The organism is Prescottella sp. D32 (assembly GCF_037287305.1).
GTDB lineage: Bacteria > Actinomycetota > Actinomycetes > Mycobacteriales > Mycobacteriaceae > Prescottella > Prescottella equi.
The window spans coordinates 130,974-148,544 of the sequence record NZ_JARBSW010000001.1 but is presented as its reverse complement, the minus strand read 5'-3'; the positions used below and the strand labels follow the sequence as shown (position 1 = coordinate 148,544).

The following is a 17,571-nucleotide window of genomic DNA, read 5'->3' as shown; positions in this document are numbered from 1 at the left end:
CGAACCGCCGGTACGAGAGCGAGACTATACGGCGCATCAAACATTTGCTACATTCCGTTTGCACCACGATCTCGGCATTGTCACCCGCTCTGCGACAGGAGGATTCGTGCAGCACTCTCCCTCGATCACGGATGTGGACCGCCGGTCCGCGCTCAGTGTCTGCCTCGCGGCGACGGCCGACCGTCCGCTCGGGGAGTCGTTGGCGATGCTGCGCCGCATCGGAGCGGACCGCTTCGGGGTACTGGCGGCGACCATGGCCGGTCAGGGCTGGAACGAGTCGCTCGAGACGATCCGGGCGTCCGGCCTGCGGCCGGAGTTCATCGCGGGTGGTTGCCGCGCGATGCACGACGGTGGCGGATGGGAACGCGTGTTGTCCACGCTCGAGCGAGCGGTGGACGCCGCGGCGGAGATCGGCGCCCCCACGGTGTGTTTCACCTCCGGTGGATCGGGCCGTCTCTCCTGGGAGGAGGCCGCGGACGCGGCGGTGGACCGGTTCGGTCCGCTCGTGGAGTACGCGCAGGAACGGGGTGTCGGTCTCGCGCTCGAGAACACGATGTCGATCCGGTCGGCGATGAGCTTCACCCACAGTGTCGCGGACATCGCTGCGCTGGGTCGACGGTTGGAAGTGGGGCTCATGGTGGATTTGTGTTCGGCCTGGCAGGAGCGGGGTTTGATGCAAACCATCGGCGACAACCTGGACGCCATTCGGATCGTGCAGATCGGCGATCGCCACGTCGACGCGACGTCGGTGCCGAACCGCCGGGTTCCGGGGGAGGGGAGCATCCCCCTCGACCGGATGGTGTCCGAGGTGGGCGCGCTCGGATACACCGGGTTGGTCGATCTGGAACTGCTCGGCCCGGTGATCGACGAGGAGGGGCCCGAGAACGCGATGGCTCGGGGACTGGAATGGATGCGGATCTACGTGCCGTGATCCCGCGGCGATAGGTAGCAAATGTTTGATACGCGAGGACCCGAAGGGACGCGGGCCCGCAGTCGGGACGCATACGAAGGATGGATCGATTTGTCGGACAAGAGAATGTCGGAGAAAGAGGTGGTCGGCCGGTTGCGGTCCGGTATGACCATCGGAATCGGCGGCTGGGGATCCCGCCGCAAACCCATGTCGCTGGTGCGGGAGATCCTGCGCTCGGACCTCGACGATCTCACCGTCGTGTCCTACGGCGGCCCGGACGTCGGCCTGCTGTGCGCGGCGGGCAAGGTGCGCAAGGTCGTGTTCGGGTTCGTGTCCCTGGACTCGATCCCACTCGATCCTCACTTCCGCGCCGCACGTCAGGGCGGACGTGTCGAGGTCGCCGAGTACGACGAGGGCATGTTGCAGTGGGGGCTGTACGCGGCCGGCATCAGACTGCCGTACCTGCCGACGCGGGCAGGGCTCGGATCGGACGTGATGCGGGTCAACCCCGAACTGCGCACGGTCACCGACCCCTACGGTGACGAGACCCTCGTCGCCATGCCGGCGATCCCGCTCGACGCGGCGCTGGTGCACATGAACCGCGCCGACGTGCACGGCAACGCCCAGTACCTGGGCCCGGACCTCTACTTCGACGACCTGTTCTGCATGGCGGCCGAGCAGGTGTACGTCTCGTGCGAACGCGTCGTGCCGACGGCCGAACTCACCGCGCAGGCGCATCCGTCGACGATCCGGATTCCACGTCTGTTGGTGTCCGGTGTGGTGGCCGCCCCCGGGGGCGCCCACTTCACGTCGTGCGTGCCCGACTACGACCGCGACGAGGAGTTCCAGCGCGAATACGTAGCGGCAGCGAAGGATCCGGAGCGATGGCAAACATTCGTCGACCGGTACCTGGCGGTCCCGGAGGCGGAGTATCAGCGCGCGGTGCGCGGCGAGCGTGAGGAGGCGTCGGCATGAGTGCAGCGACACGGGCGGAAGTGTGTGCGGTGGCGTGCGCCGAGGCGTACCGCGGCAACGGCGAGGTGATCGCCAGCGCCTTCGGCACCATCCCGGCGATCGGGGTCCGGCTGGCGCGGCACACATTCGAACCCGATCTGGTGGTCTCGGACGGCGAGGCCGGCGCGGTGCGCGGGACGTGGGCGGTCGGCGGCCCCGCCGACGGCGACATCGAGGCGTGGCTGCCCTTCAACCAGATCTTCGATCTGGTGTGGAACGGCAAGCGCCACATCATGATGATCCCGACCCAGCTCGACGTGTACGGCAACTGCAACATCTCCGCGATCGGGGACCACGAGCGGCCGAACGTGCAGCTGCTCGGTGTCCGCGGCGCGCCGGGAAACACCGTCTACCACCCGACCAGCTACTGGGTGCCCAAGCACAGCACCCGAGTGTTCGTGCCCAAGGTCGACATGGTGTCCGGTGTGGGCAACGACAACGCCCGCAAGGCCGGACCGGCGGCCACTAGGTATCACCAATTGCGTCGAGTGGTCACGGATCTGGCAGTCCTGGACTTCACCCCGGACTCGGGGCAGCTACGCCTGGTCTCCGTGCACCCGGGCGTCATCGTCGACGACGTCGTCGCGGCCACCGGGTTCGACCTGGTGATTCCGGACTCGGTGCCGCAGACGCGCGCCCCGAGTGCGGAGGAGCTGGAACTGATCCGCACCGTCATCGATCCCCGCAACCTGCGCGACAAGGAGGTACCGGCGTGACCACCGTCGAATCGAGCCGCAACGCGCTGCACACCCGGGTCTGCGACCTGTTCGGCGTGAAGTACCCGATCGTGCAGACCGGCATGGGCTACGTCTCCGACGCCAAGCTCACCGCGGCCACCGCCGCGGCGGGCGGTCTCGGGATCATCGCCGGCGGCATGCTGAGCTACGACGAACTCGAGCAGGCGATCCACTACGTCAAGGACCGGACCGACGCGTCCTTCGGTGTCAACCTGCGCGCCAATCAGGAAGACATCGACAAGCGACTCGATCTGCTGATCCGGTCCGGGGTCAAGGTGGCGTCGTTCGCGCTGGCCCCCAAGCGGGACCTGATCGCGAAGCTCAAGGACGCCGGACTGGTGGTGGTGCCGTCGATCGGTGCGCGCCGGCACGCGGAGAAGGTCGCCGAGTGGGGCGTGGACGCCGTCGTCGTGCAGGGCGGCGAGGGCGGCGGCCACACCGGCGCCGTCCCGACCAGCCTGCTGCTGCCGCAGGTGGTCGACGCGGTCGACATCCCGGTGATCGCCGCGGGCGGTTACTTCGACGGCCGCGGCCTGGTCTCGGCCCTCGCGTACGGCGCCGACGGCATCGCGATGGGCACCCGCTTCATGCTGACCAGCGATTCCCCGGTGGCGCAGGCGGTCAAGGACGTCTACCTGTCGAAGTCGGTGAACGACACCGTCGTGACACTGGAGATCGACGGGGTTCCGCAGCGGGTGCTGCGTGCCGGCACGATCGACCAGCTCGAGTCCACCCGCGGACCGCAGCGCGTTCTGCGCGCGATGCGTAATGCCGTTGCATTCCAGCGACTGTCGGGGACCCCGTGGAAGGACATGATCCGCGAGGGCCTGGAGATGAAGAAGAGCCACGAACTCGGCTGGCGGCAGGTGGTCATGGCCGCGAACGCGCCGATGCTCTACCGGTCGGCGCTGGTCGACGGCAACGCCGACATCGGGGTGATGGCAACCGGGCAGGTGGTGGGCCTCATCGACGACGTCCCGAGCTGTGCCGAACTGATCGACCGGATCGTGCGGGAGGCGGAGTCCGTACTTCACCGGCTCACCGCTGTCGACGAGCGCGCTGAGCGCACAACCGAACTCACACTTCCACGAGGAGACATCTGATGAACCAGTTGAAGGATCGAGTGATCGTGGTGACCGGCGCCGGTCGCGGTATCGGTCGCGAGCACGCGCTGTTGGCCGCCGCCGAGGGCGCCCGGGTGGTCGTCAACGACACCGGCGCCGGGCCGGACGGCAAGGGCGCGGACCCGTCGCTCGCGCATCAGGTCACGGACGAGATCACCACGGCAGGCGGTGCCGCAGTCGCGAACACCGCGGACGTCACGACCGTCGAGGGCGCGCAGAGCCTGCTCGACACCGCGCTCGGCAGCTTCGGTGAAGTGCACGGCCTGGTGAACAACGCCGGTGTGCTGCGAGATCGCATGTTCGTCAACATGAGTGAAGACGAGTGGGACGACGTCATCACCGGGCAGCTGCGGGCCACGTTCGCGCCGTGTCGCGTGTTCGGCGCGCACTGGCGCGACCGGTCGAAGGCCGGAGACGACGTCAAGGCGTCGATCGTGAACGTATCGAGCACGTCCGGGCTGCTCGGCGCGGTCGGGCAGAGCAACTACGGCGCCGCCAAGGCCGGCATCGCGTCGCTCACGGTGATCCTCGCGCAGGAGTTGGAGCGCTACGGGATTCGTGCCAACGCCATCACCCCCGTGGCCCGCACCCGGATGACCGAGAACGTGCCCGGCATCAAGGACATGGTCGCGAAACCCGCCGACCCGAACGAGTTCGACGTCTACCACCCCGGGAACGTCTCGCCCGTCGTCGCCTACCTCCTCACCGAACAGTGCCCGGCGAACGGATCGGTGTTCTACGCCAAGGGCGGCGAGATCCGGCAATTCCTGGGCTGGCAGTACGGGAAGGTTCTCGACAAGGGCGCCCGCTGGACCGTCGACGAACTGGTGCAGGAGATGAGCGGACTCGTCTGAGTCCGAACCCTACCGACACAACCCATCTGGAGAGAACATGGCAAACGCAGATGCCGTCGGAGTCGAGGGCGTGCCGTTCGACCTCGACGTCGAGCGGGGCAAGGTCCGCGAGTTCGCACGAGCGACGCACTCGACCAACCCCGACTACCTCGAACGTGAGGACGCGGTCTCCCCGCCGACGTTCCTCACCACCACACTGCACTGGCAGCCGCCGGAGGGAAACCCCTGGAAGGCTGTGGAACTCGACGGCAAGCGTGGTTTGCACGCCGAGCAGCAGTACGAGTTCTTCGGCCCCCCGCCGAAGGCCGGCACGCGCCTGCGGTGCACCTCCCGGATCACCGACGTGTACACCAAACAGGGCCGGCGTGGCGGCGAGATGACGTTCGCGGTGATGGTCACCGACTTCGTCGATTCCACAGGCACACTCGTGGCCCGCGCGACCATGACCGGTGTCGAGACCGCCCGACCCGCGACGGAGGCATGATGACCGCGGCCCTGACCGTGCCCGAGCCCTGGACGGTCGGACCGGTGACCCGCACCGACTTCGTCCGCTACCAGGGGGCGTCCGGGGACATGAATCCCATCCATCACGACCAGACCTACGCAGAGGCGGCCGGCTACAAGAGCCCGTTCTCGGTGGGCATGTTCCAGGCCGGGCTGCTGGCCACTTATGCCACGGACTGGCTCGGCGCCGAGAACGTCCGGTCGTTCCGTGTGCGCTTCCTCGAGCAGGTGTGGCCCGACGACGTGCTCACCTGCACCGCGCAGATCCTGCGGCGATACGAGGAGGACGGTGAGAGCAGGGTCGACCTCGAACTCGACTGTGCCCGTCAGACCGGCGGGCTCGCGGTCAAGGCGTGGGCGACGTTCGTGGCTGGAGCAGCGGCGTGAAGGTCCAACTGTGTGAAGTACTCGGTGCTCCGGAGGTGCTGCAGTACAGGGACATCGCCGACCCGGAGCCCGGTCCGGGCGAGGTGCTCGTCGAGGTGCACGCGGCAGGCGTCAACTTCCCCGACGGACTCGTCGTGTCCGGGAACTACCAGACCAAACCGGCTCTGCCGTTCGTGCCGGGATCCGAGGTCGCCGGCGTCGTCCGGGCCCTCGGCGCCGACGTCGACGGTGTCGCTGTCGGCGACCGGGTGCTGGCATTCTGCGGGATGGGCGGCTACGCGGAACTGGTGACGGTGCCAGCGACGATGGTGTTCCCGATCCCGGACTCGATGTCGTACGTCGATGCCGCGGGCTTCGTGGTGACCTACGGGACGTCGTACCACGGGCTGGTCGACCGGGCCGACCTCGCGGCCGGGGAGACGCTGCTGGTGCTGGGCGCGTCCGGTGGTGTCGGTCTGACCGCTGTCGAAATCGGAAAGGCGTTGGGCGCGCGGGTGATCGCGGCGGCGTCCAGCCCCGACAAGCTGGCGCTGTGTCGCGATCACGGTGCCGACGAGTTGATCGACTATTCCGCCGATGACCTGAAGACGCGACTGGCCGAGGTGGCGCCCGGCGGCGTCGACGTCGTGTACGACCCGGTCGGTGGCGAGCATGCGCAGACGGCGGTGCGCGCGTTGTGCTGGGGTGGAAGGTATCTCACGGTCGGATACGCGTCCGGTGACATCCCGAAGGTGGGTATGAACCGACTGCTGGTCAGTGGCGGTGCCCTGCACGGCGTGCTGTGGGGGGCGTGGGCCAAGCGCAACCCCGAGCGCAACGCCGCGAACATGCGTCGGCTGTTCGATTGGTACGACCGCGGCGCGCTCCGTCCACACGTCAGCGAGACCTATCCGCTGGCGGACGCAGCCGCGGCGCTGGACGTGGTGATGGGCCGCCGCGCGCGCGGCAAGGTCGTTCTCACGAGTGGGAGGAGCTGACGGATGGACCTGTCGCCGAGCCCGGAAGCCCGGGACATCGTCAAGCGCCTCGAGGCGTTCATGGACGAGTACGTGTACCCGGCCGAGCCGGTGTACGCGGAGCAGCTGGAGGCGTCCGGGCCGCGTAGCCACGTGCTGCCGCCCATCGTGGAGGAACTCAAGGCCGAGGCCCGCCGGCAGGGCATGTGGAACCTCTTCCTGCCCGCACTCTCCGGGCTGACGCACCTCGACTACGCCCACATCGCCGAGGTGACCGGCCGGTCGCCGTACATCGCACCGGAAGCCCTCAACTGCTCCGCGCCGTCGACCGGCAACATGGAGATCCTGCACATGTTCGGCACGCCCGAACAGAAGCAGCGGTGGCTCGAACCGCTGCTCGACGGCCGCATCCGGTCCGGCTTCTCGATGACCGAACCGGACGTCGCGTCGTCGGACGCCCGCAACATCTCGACGTCGATCGTGCGCGACGGTGACGAGTACGTGATCAACGGACGCAAGTGGTGGACCACCGGCGCCGCCGATCCGCGGTGCGAGATTCTCGTGGTGATGGGGAAGACCGATCCGGATGCCGCACCGCACCGGCAGCAGTCGATGATTCTCGTCCCCGTTGCGACGCCCGGTGTCGAGATCATCCGTTCGCTGCCGATCTTCGGCTACCACGACCAGCAGGGACACGCGGAGATCCAGTTCACCGACGTCCGGGTTCCGCTGACCAACATGCTCGCCGGTGAAGGCGAGGGCTTCGCGATCGCCCAGGCCCGGCTCGGCCCGGGCCGCATCCACCATGCGATGCGCTGCATCGGTATGGCCGAGCGCGGACTGGAACTCATGGTGCGACGCACGATGGCACGCAACGCCTTCGGCGGTCCGATCTCTGACCAGGGCGTGGTCCGCACCTGGATCGCCGAGTCCCGCATGGAGATCGAGCAGGCTCGACTGCTGGTACTCAAGACCGCGTGGATGATCGACCGGGTGGGCGCCAAGGGCGCGCAGATCGAGATCGCCGCCGTGAAGGTGATCGGTCCCCGCGTCGCCAGGTCGGTGCTGAACCGGGCGATCCAGTGCCACGGCGGCGGCGGTGTCACCGACGACTTCCCGATCGCACGTATGTGGGCGAGCGCACGCATCCTCGGCATCGCCGACGGGCCGGACGAGGTACACATCCGGAGCGTCGCGCGGCAGGAGCTGCGGAAGTACAGGTAGGCATTCACGGTCCGGTGGCAGCGCCGACGAAGGGTGTGAGTGCAACCGATCGTGACCGACCGTACGGGTCGATCGAGACTTCTCAGGAGGATGTCGATGACGGGCATGACGAGGTAGCGACCAGTGACCGGACAGCAGCTTCGCCCAGGTGGGTTCGCCGAAGTACCCGAAGACTACGCCGACGTGCCGATCAGCGACGTGGTCCGGGAGTGGGCCCGGCAGATCCCCGACCACCCCGCGTTCGTGACACCGGGTCGGACGACGACGTGGGCCGAGTACGACCGCTCGGCCGATGCGGTGGCCCGCGGACTTCGCGTGACCGCCGGCGGGTTCCGCTCCCGAGCGGCCCTGCTGTTGCCCGACACGGCCGGCGTCCACGCGGCTCTGTGCGGGTGCTACCGAGCCGGCCGCGTGGCGGCGGCGATCGGGGCGCGGTCCGGCGTCCGGGAGGTCGCTCACATCATGCGGCGCACCGGCGCAACGGTTCTCGTCACGGCACCGGATATCCGTGGCCGGTCGTGGCGGGGACTCGTCGAGGAGTTGCGCGAGTACGGGGTATTTCCGACGGATGTTGTCGTGGTAGAGGAAGACAGCGGTGTCGTCGACCGTCATCGTCTCAGCAGCCCGGGCGTACCCGGTGCCGCGGCGCCCGCAGGTGCCGCGTTCACCACGTCCGAGGTGACGATCCTCAATTCGACGTCCGGAACGACGGGGTTGCCGAAGGTGGTTGCCCACGACGAACGCAAGTGGGTCGAGTTTGCGCGGGAGGCGATGCTGGGCGGCCGGATCGGGCCGGGCGACGTCGTCTGCTCCGTCGTTCCGGCACCCTTCGGCTTCGGGTTGTGGTCGGCGCACTTCCTCCCGGCGCTGCTCGGTGTCCCGGTGGTGGTGACCGCCCGGTTCGACGTCGACGAGATGGCGACAATGATCGAACGCGAACGGGTGACCGTACTGTGCTGCGTCAGTACCCAGTTCCGGATGCTGCTGCGTTCCGAGGCGGCCCGGCACCGGGATCTGTCGAGTCTGCGTGTCCTCTACACCGGGGGTGAGCCGGTGCCCTACCGGGATGCCCGCGCGTTCGAGGAGCGCACCGGCGCCAAGGTGCTGCAGTTCTACGGATCCAACGAGGCCGGTGTCGTGAGCCGCACGACAGTCGACGACGACGTCGAGACGAGGTTGCGCACGTGCGGCCACGTGCTCGGGTCGGCGAACGTGCGGGTCCTCGACGACTCCGGCGCCGAGTGTTCGGGGCGTCCGCGGCGCGGTCGGCCCGCCGTCCGCGGTCCGCTGGTGTCCGCCGGGTACTGGTCGGATCCGGCCGCGAACACCGAGTTGTACACCGAGGACGGCTGGATGATGCTCGGCGACATCGTGGAGATCGACGAGCACGACCGGGTTCGAGTGGTGGGCCGCACAGCCGATTTCGTCATCCGCGGCGGCAAGAACATCTCGATCGTCGAGATCGAGGAACTCGTCGGCGAGCATCCGTCGGTGTCGGAGGTGGCAGTGGTCGGTGTGCCCGACGAACTGTTCGGCGAACGCGTCTGCGCCGTCGTCGTTCCCGTCGCCGGCGGTGAACTCGATACCGAGACGCTCGCACGGTGGCTGCGATCGCGCGGTGTCACCGCCGAATACCTGCCGGAGTACGTCGTCACCGTCGCGAGGCTCGACGTGGGGCCGGGCGGCAAGACCGACCGCCGGGCCGCGAAGGCGACCGCGCTGGAGTCGCTCAGCCGTACAGCTCGCTGATCCGATCCGAGAAGTTGTCGACCACCTTCTTGCGCTTGAGTTTCATGCTGGGAGTGATCTCGCCGTTCTCGACGGTGAGCTCGCGCTCGAGGATCGTGAAGCGCTTGATCTGCTCCCACCGGTTGAGCCCGGCGTTGAGTTGGTCGACGTACGCGCTCATCATCGCGACCGTGGGACCGGCCGAGGCGATCTCGCGCAGCGGCTTGTCGCCCATCCCGTTCTCCACCGCCCACTCGGCGATGGACTCGCCGTCGAGACTGATGAGCGCGACACAGTACGACTTCCCCTCGCCGTGCACGATGATCTCGCCGACGTACGGGCAGATCCCCTTGAACGTGGCGGCGATGGCCGACGGTGCCACGTACTTCCCGTTGGAGGTTTTGAACATGTCCTTTTTGCGGTCGGTGATCCGCAGGAACCCGTTCGCGTCGACCGTCCCGATGTCGCCGGTGTGGAACCAGCCGTCCGGCTCCAACGCCTCCGCCGTGGCCTGCGGATTCTCGTGATACCCGCTCATCACACCAGGACCTTTGATCAGGATCTCGCCGTCCTCGGCGATCTTCACGTCGGTGCCGGGGATCGGCCAGCCGACGGTACCGAACCGGTAGGCGGACGGCCGGTTCACGAGCGACGCCGCGCTGGTCTCGGACAACCCGTAACCTTCGAGGACCACGATTCCCACCGCGTCGAACCATTGCGCCACATCACGATCCAACGCCGCCGAGCCCGAGATGAAGAACTTCAGCCGACCGCCGAAGCGGTCTCGGATCTTCTGGAACACCAGGCGGTCGGCGATCGCGTACTGGGCCTTCTGCATGCGGGACAACGAGTTTCCGGACTGCCGCGCCTTGGATGCGGCGAGGCCCACACCCATCGCCCAGTCGAAGATCTTCTCCTTGACGCCGCCTTCCGCCCGCACCGTCCCCTCGATCCGGGCGTGCGCCTTCTCGAAGATTCGCGGCGCCGCGCCCATGAAGGTCGGCCGCACGACGGCGAGGTTGTCGACGATCCTGTCGACCCGGCCGTCGACCGCCGTCGCGAACCCGATCTGCAGCGGCAACGTCAGCAACACCTTGCCGAACACGTGGGACAGCGGCAGCCACAGGTACTGGAGGTCGTCGGCGTCGAGGATGCCGGTCGCGTCGATCGCCGCGGCCTCGTACGTCCACGCGGAGTGGGGCAGCCGCACACCCTTGGGGCGGCCGGTGGTGCCCGACGTGTAGATCAGTGTGGCGAGGCTGTCGGGGGAGATGCCGGCGATCCGCTCGTCGACGACGTCGGACCGCTCTGCCAGCAGACGCTCACCGAGGGCGGCGAGTTCGTCGAACCCGATCACCCAGTCGTCGTCCGGAACGGTGCCGTCGAGCAGGACGACGCGAGCGACGTCGGGGATCTCCTCACGGTGTTCGCGCAACTTGGCCAGTTGCGCATCGTCCTCGGCGACGACGATCCGGCTGCCCGAGTTCGCGACGATGAACGCGACGTCAGAGGCAGTGGTCGTCGGATAGACGGTGGTGGTGGCGGCGCCCGCGCACATCACCGCGAGGTCCGCGAGCACCCACTCGTAGCGGGTCGCAGAGGCGAGTGCCACCCGCTGTTCGGACTGCACACCCAGCGCGATGAGACCGGCGGCGAGTCGTCTGACGCGTTGGCCCACCTCCGACCACGTCACGCTCACCCAGTCCTCGCCACCCGGCCCGGGGTGACGGAACGCCTCGGACCCCGGTGACGCCGCCACCCGATCGACGAACATCCGGGCGACCGTCGGCGCCCGCTCCTCGATCCTGGACCAGTCCACGACCTCGTCTGACGCGCGCGAAGCTGTCATGGTCCCGAGTTTAGGAACCCCGGGGCAACCCCCGAACGGGAATTCACGGCACGGTTCGGTCTCGAATGCGTACCGTGGATTCCCGTTCGCGGGGCTGGTCGGGAGGGGTCACATGACGGGGGACGTGTCGTGGGTGGAGGTGCTCGTCCGCATGGTCGACGGGCCGGACCTGCCGGTGCACGGGGTGGTCCGGTGCAGATACTCCGACGACGATGCGCGCCGCGACGGTTTCAGCTGGATGTCCGGGATGCGGCCGGTGGTACTCACCGGCGGCGGGGCCGGGGACGACGGCGCCCGGGTGTGGCGACACGGCCCGCGGCTGCGGGTGGAACGCATGGACGGTACGCCACTGATGATCTCCGACGGGCACACCAGCTGGCGGTTCTCCGACGGTCAGCCGCCGCTCGAGTACGTCGACGCCGATGTGCGGTATCTCGGCGACGGCACCGAACTGCTCGAGCGGCGGCCGGCGACCGACTGGATCGGTGACGATTTCACGAGACCGGCCGGACCGATCGACACGACGGTGTTCCTGGGGCGCGAAGCGTGGACGCTCGACCTGGCGCCGCCGCCGCACAAACCGTTCCCGATCCGGATCGTGGTCGACCGGGAGACAGGCCTGTTGCTGCAGAGCCGCAACGACGGTGCCGGTGTCGTCGACGAGTGGGTCGAGTTCGAGGTCGGCGGAACGTTCGACGACCGCCTGTTCACGTACGCGGGACCGGTCCGCTCCGCGGAGGAGCGGCAGCGGCAGATGCGCGCCGAGCATGAGGCGGATGCGAACAGGAGACGGAACTGGTTCCGCGCCAACGTCTCCGGTGAGCCCATGGTCGTCGACGTCCGGGCCGATCTGAGTGTGCAGTACCTGCACACACTCGACGAGCGCACGGGCGCCTTCGAGGCGACGCTGGGCAGCGACCGCGCGGTCTCCGGGTTCCTCACCCGGCGCCCACGTTCGGACGAGCCGTGGATGCTGCGCATCGCCGAACCGGTGCACCGTTGGTCGACGAGGAGTTTCGACTGGGCCCTCGCCGTGCACGGGGTGGAACTCACCGACGGTGAACTCGCCCGGCTGCAAGGACTGCTGGGCGGCGCCGACACCTGACTTCAACGCAGGTCCCGCCGGCGCAGTGCCGCGAGCCCGACGGCCAGCAGTGCCGCCGCGATCCCCAGCAGCCACAGGATCGGCGCCGCCTGGAACTCGCCGCCCGGCAGCCGCGGCAGGTGCAGGAACGGGACGAGATCGAGCAGCGACTGTGGCAGGTCCGCGACCATCCCGAACACGTAGAGCGTCATCATCGCCGCGAACACACCCCACGCGGCGGGGGCGAAGCGCGGCACGAGGCCGAACATCGCGACGGTGATGCCGGTCAGCGCCCACACCCCCGGCAGTTGCACCAGTGCGGCGGCGAGGATGCGGGGCACCTGACCGCCGACGTCGCCGATCGACGCGCCGTACGCGAGTCCGGCCGCGAGCCCGGCGACTGTGAGCGCGACGGCCGGCCCGGCGAGCGCGAACACGACGTGGCTCGTCGCCCAGCGCACGCGGGAGATCGCCGCGGCCAGCACCGACTCGGCGCGGCCCGTCTCCTCCTCGTCGTGCAGCTGCAGGGTCGCGGAAACGGAGTAGGCGCCGGCGACGAGCCCGAAGATGGTGAACCCCAGCGCGATGAACGAGTCCTCGATCGCCTGTGTGCCACCGAGCCGGGCGAGCGCCTGGAGGACCGTCTCGCTGCTGCCGAGCTGGTCGCTGACGCCGTGGGCGGCACCACCGATCACGAGTGCGAACATCGCCAGCCCCACCGTCCACGCGGCGAGCGGCCCGCGCTGTGTGTGCCACGCCAGTCCGACCGGCCCGGACAGCGACGGTGGTGACGTCGCCGGACCGGGCCGTTCCGCGATGAGGCCCGCGCCGAGGTCGCGGCGGGCGAGCGTTCGGTACGCGACGGCGGCGAGCACGACAGCGGTGACGCCCGGCAGCAGCAGCACCCACCAGCGTTCGTCCGCGTAGGGGCGCACCTGCTGCGACCACCCGATCGGCGACAGCCACGACAGTGTTCCCGATCCGGCGTCACCGACGGCGCGCAGCAGGAAGGCGACCGCGAGTACCCCGAACGAGATGCCCCGAGCGAGACGGGCCGACGTACTCACCTGCGCCGCAACGGCCGCGACGCCGGCGAAGACGGTCCCGACACCGAGCACGGCGGCACCGAACGCGACCGCCCCGGTTCCGCCGAGCCCGATCGCCGCCAGCCCGACGGCAGCGACGACCGCGCTGACGACGGCTCCGGACCCGGCCACCAGAAGCGCCGCCGTCAGTCCCGCGTATCGCCCCACCGCCGTCGAGTCGAGCAGCTCGGTGCGTCCGGTCTCCTCCTCGGTCCTCGTGTGCCGCACGACCGTGAGGATCACGGCGACGGCCAGGAAGGTGAACAGGTAACCGGCACGCCACGTCGTCAACGCGCCCACACTGGACCCGAAGATCGGCCCCACCAGGGCGATCTCGGATTTCAGTGTGGCCGTCGAGGCCGCGAAGGCGTCGAGCTGACTCTGGGTGGTGTACAGACCCATGATCGCCTTGCCGTAGACGGTCGGGAGCAGTCCGATGACGATGGCCCACAGCGGCAGGACGATTCGGTCGCGCCGCAGCGCCAGGCGCACCAGGGCGGCGGTGCCGGTGAACGGGGATCGGACCGGTACGGCCGCGTCGGCGACCGCAGGCGTCGCGGTGGTGGTCATACCCGCACCTCCTCCGAGAGTTCGTAGTGCCGCAGGAACAGCTCCTCGAGCGTCGGCGGGGTGCTGACCAGGCTCCGGACCCCGATGTCGCCCAGCGTGCGAATGAGCATGCCGAGGCTTTCGGCATCCACCTGGCAGTGCAGTGTCCGGCCGTCGAAGCGGATGTCCTCGACACCCGGGATCCGGCTCAGATCGCCTGCGTTGCCGAGGAGTTCGGCCGTGATGGAGGTTCGGCTCAGATGCCGCATGGACGCGATGGACCCGCACTCCACCGCTCGCCCGCCCCGGATGATGGTGACCTTCTCGCACAGCGCATCCACTTCGGACAGGATGTGGCTCGACAGCAGTACGGTCACACCGCGGGCACGGGCCTCGGCGATACAGTCGCGGAACACCTTCTCCATCAACGGGTCCAGGCCGGACGTGGGTTCGTCGAGCAGGAGCAGCCGCGCGTGCGACGAGAACGCCGAGATCACCGCCACCTTCTGCCGGTTGCCCTTCGAGTACGACCGCGCCTTCTTGCGGGGGTCGAGGTCGAACCGCTCGATCAGATCGGCCCGACGTGCGGCGTCGAGTCCGCCCCGCATCCGCGCCAGCAGGTCGATGATCTCGCCACCCGTCAGCGACGGCCACAGCGTGACATCGCCGGGCACGTAGGCGACCTCGCGGTGCAGGGACACGGCGTCGCGCCACGCATCGCGCCCGAACAGCGTCGCGGTGCCGCTGTTCGCCCGCAGCATGCCGAGCAGCACCCGGATCGTCGTGGACTTGCCGGCGCCGTTGGGGCCGAGAAAGCCGTGGACCTCACCCTCGCCCACGGTCAGGTCCAGGCCGTCGAGGGCCCGGGTGGTGCCGAACGTCTTCTGCAACTGGGCGACTTCGATGATCGTGGTCATGCCGGCTCCTCCGAGGTTGCGTGGTGGGTGTAGGCGTCGAGCATCGAGGAATCGGTGAACAGCCCGTCGGTGTAGAGCTCGAGGGCGGGGAGCATGATCTCGTCGGTCATCTCCCGGATCGCACCGGCGACGTCCACCGAACCGTCTGGAGCCGTGTGCATCTGGAGATACAGCAGTGTCGAGCCGAGGCTGTTCATCGCGAGGTACCGGGCGCGCGCGGTGGGGGTGCGACTCGGCCGGACCCGACCTTCGTCGACAGCCGCCTCGAGGTAGCCCTCGACACCGGCCACCATGTGCTCGAACAGTGACGCGGCGAGGTGGCCGCCGGCCTGGAACGACCGGACGAGATAGGCGACCAACGGTGCGTACCGCTCGATTTCGCCGAGCGCCGCCAGCATCCGCGCCGGGCCGCTCGCAGTGAGCACCTCACGCTTCTCGGTGACGATGACGTCGAGGACGTGCGCGTCGCACACCGCCCGTAGCCCCTGCTTGGAACCGAAGTGGTGGTTGACCAGGCCGGGGGACACACCGGCCGCGGTGGCGACGGCGCGGACACCCGCATCGAACCCCTGTGCTCCGAATACCCGGATCGCCGCGTCGCGGATGCGCGCACGGGTGTTGAGGTCCCGATCCGCCGGCACAGCCATCGCTGAACACATGTTCAAAGCATTGCTCGCCCGTTCAGGGCCCGGCAAGGTGCCCGACCCGGTCTTGACAGGATCTTGACGGCCCACCGAGGCAACGGTTTCGACCCTGTCGAACGCTCGTGCGCTGGCCGTCCCGGGTGACATGGGCAGGTGGAGGAGGGCGGCGCGATCTTCACGCATTCCGCGGTCGGTGGTTCTCGTGTCTTCGATCCGACGGTCGCCGACCGGCAAGGCCGACCACCGCTGGGCCGAGGAGATCGTGTCGGCGGGCTGAACGAGCACTGCCCCGCGTCCGGCGCGGAGTTGCACACGAATCTGGACAAGCGTCCGAATGTTTGTTGAAATGGGGCGCTTCGCGTGCAACGTGACCACCGTCTCGTTTGCCCGGGGTCCGTAATCCTCATCGAAGGGCGAGCATGCGTAAGGCGACAGCGGTGTTCGGCGCCGCAGCCGTGGTGTCGGCGGTAGTCGTGCCGGGATCGGTCGCCGGTACGGCCATGGCCGCGACCGACGGTGCCACCGACGTCACGTTCACGGTCGGGGGTCAGGAAGGGCCTCTCGAACTGTTCGTTCCGAGAAGCGCTCCCATGCTCTGGGCGAACGGACAGGACGACGTCACCGGCACGGTGGCCGTGTCCGGCGTCCGCGACCGGCGCAGCGGCACGGGCCGATCGGTCACCGTGTCCGCCTCGATCTCGGACGTCACCAACGGGACCACGACCATCCCGAGGTCCGCCGTGACCTACACGGCGACCGGCGGAACCATGGGATTCGTGAGCACCGGCCCACAGTCGCTGGACTCGATCAAACCCGTGGTGGGGATCGCCCGCCACAACTGGCCCGACGTCACGTTCCTGTGGACGCCCTCGCTCCGGATCGACGTCTCCGACGGCGTGACGCTCGGCAACTACAGCGCGACCCTGACCCACTCCGCGGTGTAGTCCGCGTCCCGCCACCATCGGCATCTCATGAAAGCGTGTCCATGCGTCCTCTGTTGCGGAACCTCCTTGCCCTGCTGGCCCTGATCGCGTCGTTCACGGCGGCGTCGACGACGGTCGTCCACGCCGAAACCGCGTCGGGCGGGATCGGTATCGGGCTGGTGAACCCGCCGTCCGACCCGGCCTTTCCGAACTGGGAAACCGAGATCGGCGGCACTCTCGCCCCGGGCAGTGGACTGCAGCGAACGGTGCGGGTCGTGAACGGCGACTCGACGACTCGAACAGTGGACGTCAACGTCGGTGCGGCCTGGATGCGAAGCGGCGTCTACACGATCGGGGAACCCGGCAGTACCAACCGGCTCACGTCCTGGACCGGTCTGGACAAGCAGCGAGTCACACTGGCACCCGGCGCGGGAGCCGACGTGAAGGTGACCGTCAACATCCCGGCGGACGCACCCACCGGGGACCGCTACGCGACGGTGTGGGCGCAACCTGCCGCCCCCGGCGGCGGCGGCGGGGTGGTGTCGACGTCGCGCGTCGGCGTCCGCATGGACGTCCGGGTGGGGCCCGGCGCCGGAACGACCGCGGACTTCACGATCGACGGTCTGACCGCCGAACGCGACGCCGCCGGCCAGGCGGTGGTCGTCGCCGACGTCCGCAACACCGGTGGCTGGGCCACCGAGGTCGGCGGCGAACTCACGCTGACCGACGGGCCCGCCGGCAGGACCCTCGGGCCGCTGTACGCCGACGAGGTGGTCGTCGCCGCCGGAGCCGGCGCGAAGGTGCGATTCCGCATCCCGGACAGCGCCGAACTACCGGCCGGGCCGTGGCGCGCGCACGTCGCGCTCGAGAGCGGTGCGGTCGAGCGCGAACACGACGGGGAGATCACCTTCCCGGCGCCGGATTCCGGCGGCAACGGCTCGCTCGGCAGCCTCGGATCTTCCGGCGCGGGATCGTCGAGCTCCCCGCTGATGTGGGTCGGTATCGCGGGCGCTGCCGCGGCGGCCATCGGAGCGATCGGGTGGACCGTGCTGCAGCAGCAGAACCCGCCGGGGGTTCGCTGA

General features: G+C 68.9%; 17 protein-coding genes. 13 read left to right on the top strand and 4 right to left on the bottom strand.

The genetic code is table 11. The annotated features are described in order from the left end of the window. Positions 1-106 precede the first annotated feature (106 nt). From PSS76_RS00665 to PSS76_RS00620, 10 genes are all read left to right on the top strand, one after another. The gene (locus PSS76_RS00665; RefSeq protein WP_237168924.1) at positions 107-931 is read left to right on the top strand and encodes a sugar phosphate isomerase/epimerase family protein; all 825 of its coding nucleotides are present in this window, start codon (positions 107-109) and stop codon (positions 929-931) included. 90 nt (positions 932-1,021) lie between these two features. Further along, positions 1,022-1,885: a CoA transferase subunit A gene (locus PSS76_RS00660; protein WP_337455740.1), complete on the top strand. Its 864-nt coding sequence runs from the start codon at positions 1,022-1,024 to the stop codon at positions 1,883-1,885. Beyond that, a complete protein-coding gene (locus PSS76_RS00655) occupies positions 1,882-2,640 on the top strand; it encodes a CoA-transferase subunit beta (RefSeq protein WP_337455739.1) in 759 nt (252 codons plus the stop codon). The genes PSS76_RS00660 and PSS76_RS00655 overlap by 4 nt, the downstream gene beginning before the upstream one ends. After that, positions 2,637-3,764 carry an NAD(P)H-dependent flavin oxidoreductase gene (locus PSS76_RS00650; protein WP_337455738.1) on the top strand — a complete coding sequence of 376 codons (1,128 nt, stop codon included), beginning with the start codon at positions 2,637-2,639 and terminating at the stop codon, positions 3,762-3,764. Before PSS76_RS00655 ends, PSS76_RS00650 begins: the two co-directional genes overlap by 4 nt. Continuing rightward, positions 3,764-4,639, top strand: coding sequence for an SDR family oxidoreductase (locus PSS76_RS00645; RefSeq protein ID WP_084865500.1), 876 nt, complete (start codon positions 3,764-3,766; stop codon positions 4,637-4,639). The genes PSS76_RS00650 and PSS76_RS00645 overlap by 1 nt, the downstream gene beginning before the upstream one ends. A 37-nt stretch (positions 4,640-4,676) precedes the next feature. Next, entirely contained in the window at positions 4,677-5,123 is a 447-nt protein-coding gene (locus PSS76_RS00640) for an FAS1-like dehydratase domain-containing protein (protein WP_022593271.1), read from the top strand. Next, positions 5,120-5,530 carry a MaoC/PaaZ C-terminal domain-containing protein gene (locus PSS76_RS00635; protein WP_081121809.1) on the top strand — a complete coding sequence of 137 codons (411 nt, stop codon included), beginning with the start codon at positions 5,120-5,122 and terminating at the stop codon, positions 5,528-5,530. The genes PSS76_RS00640 and PSS76_RS00635 overlap by 4 nt, the downstream gene beginning before the upstream one ends. Then, complete coding sequence (locus PSS76_RS00630) at positions 5,527-6,507, top strand: NADPH:quinone oxidoreductase family protein (RefSeq protein WP_337455737.1); 981 nt, start codon at positions 5,527-5,529, stop codon at positions 6,505-6,507. The genes PSS76_RS00635 and PSS76_RS00630 overlap by 4 nt, the downstream gene beginning before the upstream one ends. A 3-nt stretch (positions 6,508-6,510) precedes the next feature. Further along, positions 6,511-7,710 carry an acyl-CoA dehydrogenase family protein gene (locus tag PSS76_RS00625; RefSeq protein WP_005516469.1) on the top strand — a complete coding sequence of 400 codons (1,200 nt, stop codon included), beginning with the start codon at positions 6,511-6,513 and terminating at the stop codon, positions 7,708-7,710. Between the two features lie 183 nt (positions 7,711-7,893). Next, positions 7,894-9,459, top strand: a complete 1,566-nt coding sequence (locus PSS76_RS00620; protein ID WP_237172804.1) for a class I adenylate-forming enzyme family protein — start codon at positions 7,894-7,896, stop codon at positions 9,457-9,459. Here the strand turns inward: PSS76_RS00620 and PSS76_RS00615 are convergent. Further along, positions 9,440-11,287: an AMP-dependent synthetase/ligase gene (locus PSS76_RS00615; protein ID WP_005516467.1), complete on the bottom strand. Its 1,848-nt coding sequence runs from the start codon at positions 11,285-11,287 to the stop codon at positions 9,440-9,442. The genes PSS76_RS00620 and PSS76_RS00615 overlap by 20 nt on opposite strands. A 112-nt stretch (positions 11,288-11,399) precedes the next feature. Between PSS76_RS00615 and PSS76_RS00610 the strand changes: the two genes are divergently transcribed. Next, positions 11,400-12,392: a hypothetical protein gene (locus tag PSS76_RS00610; RefSeq protein WP_084979698.1), complete on the top strand. Its 993-nt coding sequence runs from the start codon at positions 11,400-11,402 to the stop codon at positions 12,390-12,392. 2 nt (positions 12,393-12,394) lie between these two features. On the opposite strand, the gene PSS76_RS00605 is transcribed toward PSS76_RS00610, so the two are convergent. The 3 genes from PSS76_RS00605 to PSS76_RS00595 are packed head-to-tail and all read right to left on the bottom strand — an operon-like array spanning position 12,395 to position 15,569. Next, a complete protein-coding gene (locus tag PSS76_RS00605) occupies positions 12,395-14,026 on the bottom strand; it encodes an ABC transporter permease (protein ID WP_022593283.1) in 1,632 nt (543 codons plus the stop codon). After that, the gene (locus PSS76_RS00600; protein ID WP_337455736.1) at positions 14,023-14,922 is read right to left on the bottom strand and encodes an ABC transporter ATP-binding protein; all 900 of its coding nucleotides are present in this window, start codon (positions 14,920-14,922) and stop codon (positions 14,023-14,025) included. Before PSS76_RS00600 ends, PSS76_RS00605 begins: the two co-directional genes overlap by 4 nt. After that, the gene (locus tag PSS76_RS00595; protein ID WP_005516462.1) at positions 14,919-15,569 is read right to left on the bottom strand and encodes a TetR/AcrR family transcriptional regulator; all 651 of its coding nucleotides are present in this window, start codon (positions 15,567-15,569) and stop codon (positions 14,919-14,921) included. Before PSS76_RS00595 ends, PSS76_RS00600 begins: the two co-directional genes overlap by 4 nt. 416 nt (positions 15,570-15,985) lie before the next feature. Between PSS76_RS00595 and PSS76_RS00590 the strand changes: the two genes are divergently transcribed. Further along, complete coding sequence (locus PSS76_RS00590) at positions 15,986-16,510, top strand: hypothetical protein (RefSeq protein WP_005516461.1); 525 nt, start codon at positions 15,986-15,988, stop codon at positions 16,508-16,510. Between the two features lie 41 nt (positions 16,511-16,551). Then, positions 16,552-17,571: a hypothetical protein gene (locus PSS76_RS00585; RefSeq protein ID WP_064076473.1), complete on the top strand. Its 1,020-nt coding sequence runs from the start codon at positions 16,552-16,554 to the stop codon at positions 17,569-17,571.

Excerpts from the sequence above, each read along its gene's own strand:
- PSS76_RS00595 (WP_005516462.1), bottom strand. The coding sequence starts at position 15,569 with ATGGCTGTGCCGGCGGATCGGGACCTCAACACCCGTGCGCGCATCCGC.
- PSS76_RS00645 (WP_084865500.1), top strand. The coding sequence starts at position 3,764 with ATGAACCAGTTGAAGGATCGAGTGATCGTGGTGACCGGCGCCGGTCGC.
- PSS76_RS00625 (WP_005516469.1), top strand. The coding sequence starts at position 6,511 with ATGGACCTGTCGCCGAGCCCGGAAGCCCGGGACATCGTCAAGCGCCTC.
- PSS76_RS00605 (WP_022593283.1), bottom strand. The coding sequence starts at position 14,026 with ATGACCACCACCGCGACGCCTGCGGTCGCCGACGCGGCCGTACCGGTC.
- PSS76_RS00600 (WP_337455736.1), bottom strand. The coding sequence starts at position 14,922 with ATGACCACGATCATCGAAGTCGCCCAGTTGCAGAAGACGTTCGGCACC.
- PSS76_RS00655 (WP_337455739.1), top strand. The coding sequence starts at position 1,882 with ATGAGTGCAGCGACACGGGCGGAAGTGTGTGCGGTGGCGTGCGCCGAG.
- PSS76_RS00590 (WP_005516461.1), top strand. The coding sequence starts at position 15,986 with ATGCGTAAGGCGACAGCGGTGTTCGGCGCCGCAGCCGTGGTGTCGGCG.
- PSS76_RS00615 (WP_005516467.1), bottom strand. The coding sequence starts at position 11,287 with ATGACAGCTTCGCGCGCGTCAGACGAGGTCGTGGACTGGTCCAGGATC.
- PSS76_RS00640 (WP_022593271.1), top strand. The coding sequence starts at position 4,677 with ATGGCAAACGCAGATGCCGTCGGAGTCGAGGGCGTGCCGTTCGACCTC.
- PSS76_RS00585 (WP_064076473.1), top strand. The coding sequence starts at position 16,552 with ATGCGTCCTCTGTTGCGGAACCTCCTTGCCCTGCTGGCCCTGATCGCG.
- PSS76_RS00610 (WP_084979698.1), top strand. The coding sequence starts at position 11,400 with ATGACGGGGGACGTGTCGTGGGTGGAGGTGCTCGTCCGCATGGTCGAC.
- PSS76_RS00635 (WP_081121809.1), top strand. The coding sequence starts at position 5,120 with ATGATGACCGCGGCCCTGACCGTGCCCGAGCCCTGGACGGTCGGACCG.